Consider the following 7,712-nt stretch of genomic DNA (forward strand, 5'->3'; position numbering starts at 1 on the left):
AGCTCCAGATCTTATTCCTCCTGCAGCCACAAGACTTACCTCACTTCTTAAATTGATGTCTTTAAGAGCATCATCGGCTTTCACTATTGCCTCTATTGTAGGAATACCTGCATGTTCTGTAACTACTTCAGGTCCGGCACCAGTTCCTCCCTGCATACCGTCAACTACAATTATATCTGCACCAGCCTTAGCTGCAATTTTAACATCCTGTTCTACCCTACCTGCTGCAAATTTTACAATAATAGGTATTTTCCAATCAGTGATTTCCCTCAGTTGATCGATTTTCATTCCTAAATCCTCAGGTCCTACAATATCCATATGTCTGGCAGGACTTAATGCCGAAGTTCCTTCAGGAATGTTACGGACTCTAGCAACTTCTGCTGTTACCTTATGGGCAAGAAGGTGTCCTCCCATACCTGATTTTGCACCCTGACCTATTTTTATTTCAACAGCTTCAGCATTGTTTAAATAGCTGGCTGAAACTCCAAAACGACCTGATGCATACTGGGCAATCAGCTTATCTGCATAATGCCTTTCTTCAGGAAGCATTCCTCCTTCACCGGTGTTGGTTATTGAACCTACTTTACTGCTTCCAATAGCCAATGCCATTTTTGCCTCCTTACTTAGCGCACCAAAAGACATTGCTCCAATCATAATCGGCGTATCAATTTCGATTGGATTTTCTGCAAACCTGTCTCCAAGCACTACTGAAGTTTTACAGGTTTCCCTGTATGAATCAATTGGAGGTCTTGACACCTGTGCCGGCAATATGCTTAAATCATCAAATGTCGGGATTTTTCTGGTTAATCCGCAACCACGTACCTTATATGATCCTGTTTGACTTTTACGTTTAATTTCAACCATTGTTGAATTTGACCATACGCCTCTTCCTTCATCAACAAGCGGCCTAACATATATTGCATGTGTCGGACACATCTCTTCACAGATTTTACATCCTACACAATTTTCCTGGTGTATTGGCAGAGGTTCATCATTAATTACTTCATATACATTGTGAGGGCAATTTGAATAACAGCTATAACAGTTTTTACATGAGGATTTTTTAGGATTGTCACATAAATACCAGCAACAGCCAGGCCTATCATTATTCTGCCTACATATCTCTATTTTCCTTTCAACAGTAAATGACATCTAATTCCCCCCCTCATTTACATTTCTTAATGGCTTGAATACCGGACAGACAGAATATTTTGTTCCTCCGGATTTAATAACCTCATCGATATCACTTGTTAGCTTTGCATAAGGTTTCCAGGCCAGATAATCCTCTTTATCAACAATCAGTGCATCGGTTACAATATCATTAGTCAATAAATAGTCCAACAATGTTGTAACTATAGAACCGTCCTGACCCTGACTGTGTTTTAGGGATTTGACAGACAATATTTTTATAAAGTCACCGATTGCTTTTGAATTGTCATTTCTCAAATTCTCAGGTATAAAAGTTCTTGGGCAAACCGCAAAGCACGCATGGCAATCCTGAGGACATTCTCCTCTCATTATCGGTTTTGTATCATCAATTGTTATCAGATTGTCAGGACATATGTATTCGCATGCTCCGCAGAGCACACATGCCCCAATATCGATGACATTTGATTTTAAATCTAAAAAATTAGATTCTGAGATTTCGTTTGCGATTAAATCATCGGATTTATCCCTTTGATACAATACGGGTCTAGCAAGGAATTCTCTTTTTTCTATCTCTTCCAGATTTTTATTTATTTTATTTTCTGCAAGTCTGTTTAATAAATCAAATTGTGATTCTGTAAGCTCCTTGGCTTCAATGAATTTTTGATCCAATGCTCCATTGACAATTTCTGCACCCTTTTCGGTTCTCACTATCAATGTTGACCATCCTTCATCTGATCCTATTGAACCTATTGAAATGTCAGATGTTTCTGATGTCAATTCAGCACATATATTACAGTTTTTTCTGATTATCCTTTTAGCTATTGATATCGGTATTTTTACAGTTTCTCTGGTTTTCAATGATAAAAATACAAATCCTTTAGTTATTTGGAATTTTTCAATATCCTCCATTTTCAAATCGTACTCTTTCAAGAGATTTTCAAAGTATTTATATGAAAAATTTTCCATACAGAATAAGCCCAGTTTAACGTCAATAGGGCTATCAGTATAATGTTGAAGTTTGGAGGCTGCCATAATTTCACATGGAGTTCCAACCATTGCTATTCTATGTTCACTCATCTTATCAGCCCCTATTGCATATTAACAATTTTTTTGAAATTCGCATAATCGCTGTCAGTAAGCTCAAAATCATATTCGGTTAAAATTTCTTTCAGTTCCTTAATATCCTCAGTTGTGGCTTTTTCCATAACAGCATTTTTTCCTAAGCTTTTCACATCTCCAAGAACAAATATGCTTCCCCTCATAATTGATTCGCCAACGTCATCGGTCACATCACCAAGAATTATGAGTTTACCTCCCATCATAAGCAATCCGGTCATGAATCCGCTGTTTCCTCCAATTATTACGGTTCCACCTTTCATGATTTCTCCTGTTCTTGAACCAGTACTTCCTTTTACCAGTACTGTTCCACCATAGATTCCCTGTCCTGCGCCGTCACCTGCTGTACCTTCAATGATCAGTTCCCCTTCGGTCATGTTGTCTCCAGCAAACCATCCGGCATTTCCGTTGATATGTATCCTTGGTCCGTTAACCATTGTCCCAACAAAATAACCTGCAGAACCATTGATTTCTATGTCCACATCACCAGTCAAACCTGCACAGATATTGTGTTTGGATTCTGGATTTTCAATAATGAGTTTATCATGATTTGTGGCTTGTTCTTTTATGGTACGGTTTAATTCTTTTTCAGCCATTTCATTCGCATCAATTACATATTCTTTCATGGATAAACCCCCTTAGATGGTGTAAGCCCTTGTTTCACCAGGGTAAATTTGTTCTATCTGATTGGAATCTGTAACATCATGCAATGCCATCTCTTCTGATGCTATTGCAAAAATCTCATCAGTTTCCACCATTACTCCTGGCCTGAGACCAAGTTTATCCTTTGCAATACCTATTCCATTAGGTGTTCCCACCAATATTGAAAATGGACCGTCCAAATCAATTACTGCCTGGTCTAAAGCTTCTTCCAGTTTGTATCCCTGGTTGAGTTTATCTGCCATATAGTGAACAATGCACTCGGTATCGTTGAATGATTCAAAAGTATGGCCTTTTCTTTCTAAGGGATCTCTTATTTTCCAGTAATTGGTGATTTGTCCGTTATGGACTACTGTTATGTCCGGTATGATGTAGCTTTGATATGGGTGTGCATGATAACGGTCTACGCCACTTTCAGTTGCAAAACGGGTATGTCCTATTCCATGTGTTCCCATCCTGCTTTGAACATCGAATCTTTCTGCAATGTCCTTTACTTTTCCAATATCCTTTATCATTTCAAATGAATGAGAACCATTGATAACCCGTACGTTTTCCAATTCATCTATTTCACGTATATATGGTTTTAAAAGAGAGAACTCATCCAATGTTATTTTACATTTATATACGTCTGAGTCTCCTACAGACTCGATTAGCTGCTCTTCAAAAATTGGACTTATTTGAGTTAATAATGATTTTAAATTATCCAATGCTCCCCTTTTTCTTTTTACTTCAATATTTAATTGATAGTAATTTTCAGGAAAATCCAAACTGCCGTATATTGCATAACCTGCTGAGTCCGGACCCCTATGCTGTAGGGATTCCAACATGGATGTTAATGCATCCCCTACAGGGTGAGCTTTTTTATCCTTGTATATTACACCTGCTATTCCACACATTTTTTCAACCTCAATTACATATGCCTCATGTAAAAAATATTCAAAAATTACATTATGCCTTTTAAAAATAATAATCGCTAAATCTTGATTCTAAAATTACAATATGCCTTAAAATTAATAATTCTAAAATTTCAAACTGTTTACAAAATATTCCTAACTTTTAATGATTCCCTCTTATTTTCAACCTCCAGAAAAATTTTTGAATGGTGGAGAAATCTTAAATCTTTTCCACCAATTCCGATAATTGAATAACTTATACGTTTAAGTATTCATCCCTTTCATAATCGAATACCTGTATCCTATAAGCATCCCATTCAGCCCTTTTGATATCGTAGAACTGATTGAATACTTTTTGCCCAAGAGCATTTATGACTACTTCATCCTCTTCTAATGAATGGTATGCTTCCCATAAACTTGTTGGTAAATTATCAATTCCTTTTTGAGCAATTTCATCTTCTGAATATGCAAACAGGTTTTCTTCAGTTGGTTCACCAGGGTCAATTTTATTATCCATACCATCCAAACCTGCTTCAAGTAAAACTGCAAATGCAAGGTAAGGATTACATGATGGGTCAGCGGATCTGCATTCAATCCTTGTTCCTAATCCACGGGATGCAGGAATCCTTAATAATGTTGATCTATTTTTAAAACCGTATGCTATGTAACATGGTGCTTCATAACCCGGCACCAAACGTTTATAAGAGTTAACGGTTGGAGATAAAATTGCTGATAACGCAGGAGCATGTTTTAACAATCCTCCAATGAAATATAATGCATCCTGAGATATTTGATTTTCAGTATTTGGGTCATAGAAGATATTTTCCCCGTCTTTAAATAGACTTTGATTACAGTGCATTCCACTACCGTTAATTCCAAGGAATGGTTTTGGCATGAAAGTTGCTTTGAAACCTAAATTATTTACAACAGCTTTAACAGCCTCTTTAAATGTTATAACTGCATCAGCTGTTTTTAAAGCATCAGCATACTTGAAATCGACTTCGTGCTGTCCTGCTGCCACTTCATGGTGACTTACTTCAACATCGAAATCCAATTTTTCTAAACCCAGTACAATCTCTCTTCTAATGTCAGTACCCTGATCCAATGGTTCAACATCAAAGTATTCTGCTTCATCTGCAGGAACATATTTTCCATTTTCATCTTTCCTTATAATGAAGAATTCAGGTTCAGGACCCATATTAAATTGATATCCTCTTTTTTCTGCTAATTGTAATGATTTTTTAAGAACACCTCTTGGATCGCCGTCATATGGTTTTCCATCAGTAGTGAAAATATCACATATGAATCTGGCGGTACCTTTCACTTCAGGTCTCCATGGGATTGTTGAGAAAGTGTCAATATCCGGTTTTGCAAGTAAATCACTGTCATTAATTGAAGCTAAACCTGCTATTGATGAACCATCAAACAATAATCCGTCATTTACAATATCTTCAACATCACTTGCTTTTTTAAGAGGTACAGCCATGCTTTTAGGTAATCCGTGAATATCGGATAGCTGTAACTTCAAAAATTTTATATCATTTGCTTCGATTGTCTTAATTACTTGGTCTAATTTGTTATCTTTTGCTGACATTTTTTCACATCATTTTTTTAAGTACATATGCCACTAGTTTAAGAAAAGTGGAAAACACTTTTGACTAAATGAATTTAATTAAATGCATAGTCGGAAGGAAACTTCCTTCCGAATAATGTTATATCCCTATTGATATATAAATGTTTTGAAAATAACAAAAATGTAAACTAAAAATTTATTATTTCTTTTCATAATTTATAATACGGAGTCAGATGATGGTTTTTATTCCATGTCCGAATATTCTATACTATTTTACATGTTAATTTCAGATCTACAATACTTTTTCAGCTCATTAAACATTAATATAATCAAATTGAAATCTCAATTTTTTTAAAATACAAACATTTAAATATTCAAAACAACAATAATGTTATATCGGAAGTATACTTCCGGAATGTTACTTCCGATTAAATTAATTAAATTTTTTAAAATAAATTATTATAGAGAAGATAAAATGGATGTTATGTTTAGTGCAGGAGACACGGCATGGATACTTATTTGTAGTTTACTCGTACTTTTAATGAGTATTCCTGCTGTTGCATTTTTTTATGGAGGATTAAGTAAACGTAAGAATGTTTTAAATACTATTTTTTTAACTTTTATTGCTTTTTCAATTGTAAGTGTAATATGGGTGATATTCGGATATCAATTTGCATTCGGTAATGATATATCAGGTATTATAGGATCACCAACTAATTTCTTCTTACAGGGAATTGCATTAGATGATTTAACAGGAACAATTCCAACATTATTATTTGTCATGTTCCAATGTGCCTTTGCAGGCCTTACAGTAGCTCTTATTTCAGGAGCATTGGTTGGAAGAATGAAAACAAAAGCATGGATAATTTTTGTAATAGTATGGGCATGCCTAGTCTATATCCCTGTAGCCCATTGGGTATGGGGAGGAGGATGGCTAGCACAATTAGGCGCACTTGACTTTGCAGGCGGTGCAGTAGTTCACATGAACTCCGGTGTAGCTGCATTGGCTGTTGCATTAGTATTAGGTAAAAGAAAAGACACATCACTTATTCCACACAACTTAGGATATGCAGTTCTCGGAGCTGCATTACTCTGGTTCGGATGGATGGGATTCAACGGAGGATCAGGTCTTGCAGCTAATGGGCTTGCAGCAAATGCAATAATTGTATCAAATGTTGCAGCAGCATTAGGTTTAATCATTTGGACCGCTTTGGATACTTACATTGTAGGAAAACCTACAGTTTTAGGCGCAATTTCCGGAGCAGTTGCAGGTCTTGTGGCCATTACTCCTGCAGCAGGATTTGTTGATGTTCCTGGTGCAATGGTAATTGGTGCAGTAGCTCCATTTGTCTCATACTTTGCAATATACTACTTAAAAGCAAAACTCGGATACGATGATGCTTTAGATGTATGGGGAATTCACGGAATGTCTGGTGTTTGGGGAGCACTCGCAACAGGAATCTTTGCAGTGCCTTCCGTAGGTGGAGTTGCAGGATTAATTGCAGGAAATCCTAACCAAGTGGTCATTCAAATAATAAGTATTGTTGCCACACTCGGATACTCTTTTATAATAAGCTTTATACTTGCCAAAGTTCTAGATAAAGCATTAGGTGGAATAAGAGTAGAAGACCACGAAGAAATCAATGGTCTCGATGCAAATCTTCATAACGAATCAGCATATAATCTTAACTAGGTGTAAAAATGAAAAGTATAGTTGCAATTATAAGACAAGAAAAATACCAGGACGTTAAAAAAGCCCTTTTAGAAGTAGGCTGTGAAGGTATGAACGTCACTGAAGTAAAAGGGCGAGGAAGCCAAAGAGGAATTAAAGAAACATACAGAGGATCCAGTTACTGTATTGATTTAATCCCAAAAACACGTATTGAAATCGTTGTTAAAGATGAAGGTGTAGACACCATTGTTGAAGCAATTAAAAAAGGTGCTTATACTGGAAATATTGGAGATGGAAAAATATTCATTCACCCAATCGACAATGTGATTAGAATAAGAACTGGTGAAGAGGGTGATAATGCAGTATAACTAATCCCTTTACAAATTTAAAAATTTATATTAATCCCTAGGGAAAGTGTAATCACTTCTCCCTTTTTAATACTTTTTTTAATTCTCTGAGAATATAACTGATTGATGAATAGAGGATGAAACTATTAATTAGAATAATTGAGTGTTGGCAGAAATTATTTAATTTTGAACATTTTTCATTTTTCTCCTTTAAATTTTTTAGATCAATATTTTTAATTTGAGGATATGAATCTTATTGCATTAATAACTGAATATAAATCCATTTCATTCTCTTTAATAAG

The 7,712-nt window shown here is 35.7% G+C and carries 7 protein-coding genes; 2 read left to right on the plus strand and 5 right to left on the minus strand.

The genetic code is table 11. From position 1 onward, the window contains the following. From ACKI44_RS07345 to glnA, 5 genes are all read right to left on the minus strand, one after another. The coding region (locus ACKI44_RS07345; RefSeq protein WP_407423021.1) for a glutamate synthase-related protein at window positions 1–1,152 on the minus strand (1,152 nt) is incomplete at its 3' end. Then, window positions 1,153–2,226: a Coenzyme F420 hydrogenase/dehydrogenase, beta subunit C-terminal domain gene (locus ACKI44_RS07350; protein WP_407423023.1), complete on the minus strand. Its 1,074-nt coding sequence runs from the start codon at window positions 2,224–2,226 to the stop codon at window positions 1,153–1,155. Between the two features lie 11 nt (window positions 2,227–2,237). Next, window positions 2,238–2,891 carry a tributyrin esterase gene (locus ACKI44_RS07355; protein WP_407423025.1) on the minus strand — a complete coding sequence of 218 codons (654 nt, stop codon included), beginning with the start codon at window positions 2,889–2,891 and terminating at the stop codon, window positions 2,238–2,240. 12 nt (window positions 2,892–2,903) lie between these two features. Further along, on the minus strand, window positions 2,904–3,821 hold the full coding sequence (locus ACKI44_RS07360; protein WP_407423027.1) for a glutamine amidotransferase: 918 nt from the start codon (window positions 3,819–3,821) through the stop codon (window positions 2,904–2,906). 253 nt (window positions 3,822–4,074) lie between these two features. Further along, on the minus strand, window positions 4,075–5,412 hold the full coding sequence (gene glnA / locus ACKI44_RS07365) for a type I glutamate--ammonia ligase (RefSeq protein ID WP_407423029.1): 1,338 nt from the start codon (window positions 5,410–5,412) through the stop codon (window positions 4,075–4,077). A gap of 454 nt (window positions 5,413–5,866) precedes the next feature. On the opposite strand from glnA, the gene ACKI44_RS07370 reads away from it, so the two are divergent. Together ACKI44_RS07370 and ACKI44_RS07375 are read left to right on the plus strand one after the other, a co-directional pair. Beyond that, complete coding sequence (locus tag ACKI44_RS07370; protein WP_407423031.1) at window positions 5,867–7,084, plus strand: ammonium transporter; 1,218 nt, start codon at window positions 5,867–5,869, stop codon at window positions 7,082–7,084. 8 nt (window positions 7,085–7,092) lie between these two features. Next, complete coding sequence (locus ACKI44_RS07375; protein ID WP_407423033.1) at window positions 7,093–7,431, plus strand: P-II family nitrogen regulator; 339 nt, start codon at window positions 7,093–7,095, stop codon at window positions 7,429–7,431. Window positions 7,432–7,712: the final 281 nt, after the last annotated feature.

Source organism: Methanobrevibacter sp., assembly GCF_045646205.1.
In the GTDB taxonomy this organism is placed as follows: Archaea; Methanobacteriota; Methanobacteria; order Methanobacteriales; family Methanobacteriaceae; genus Methanocatella.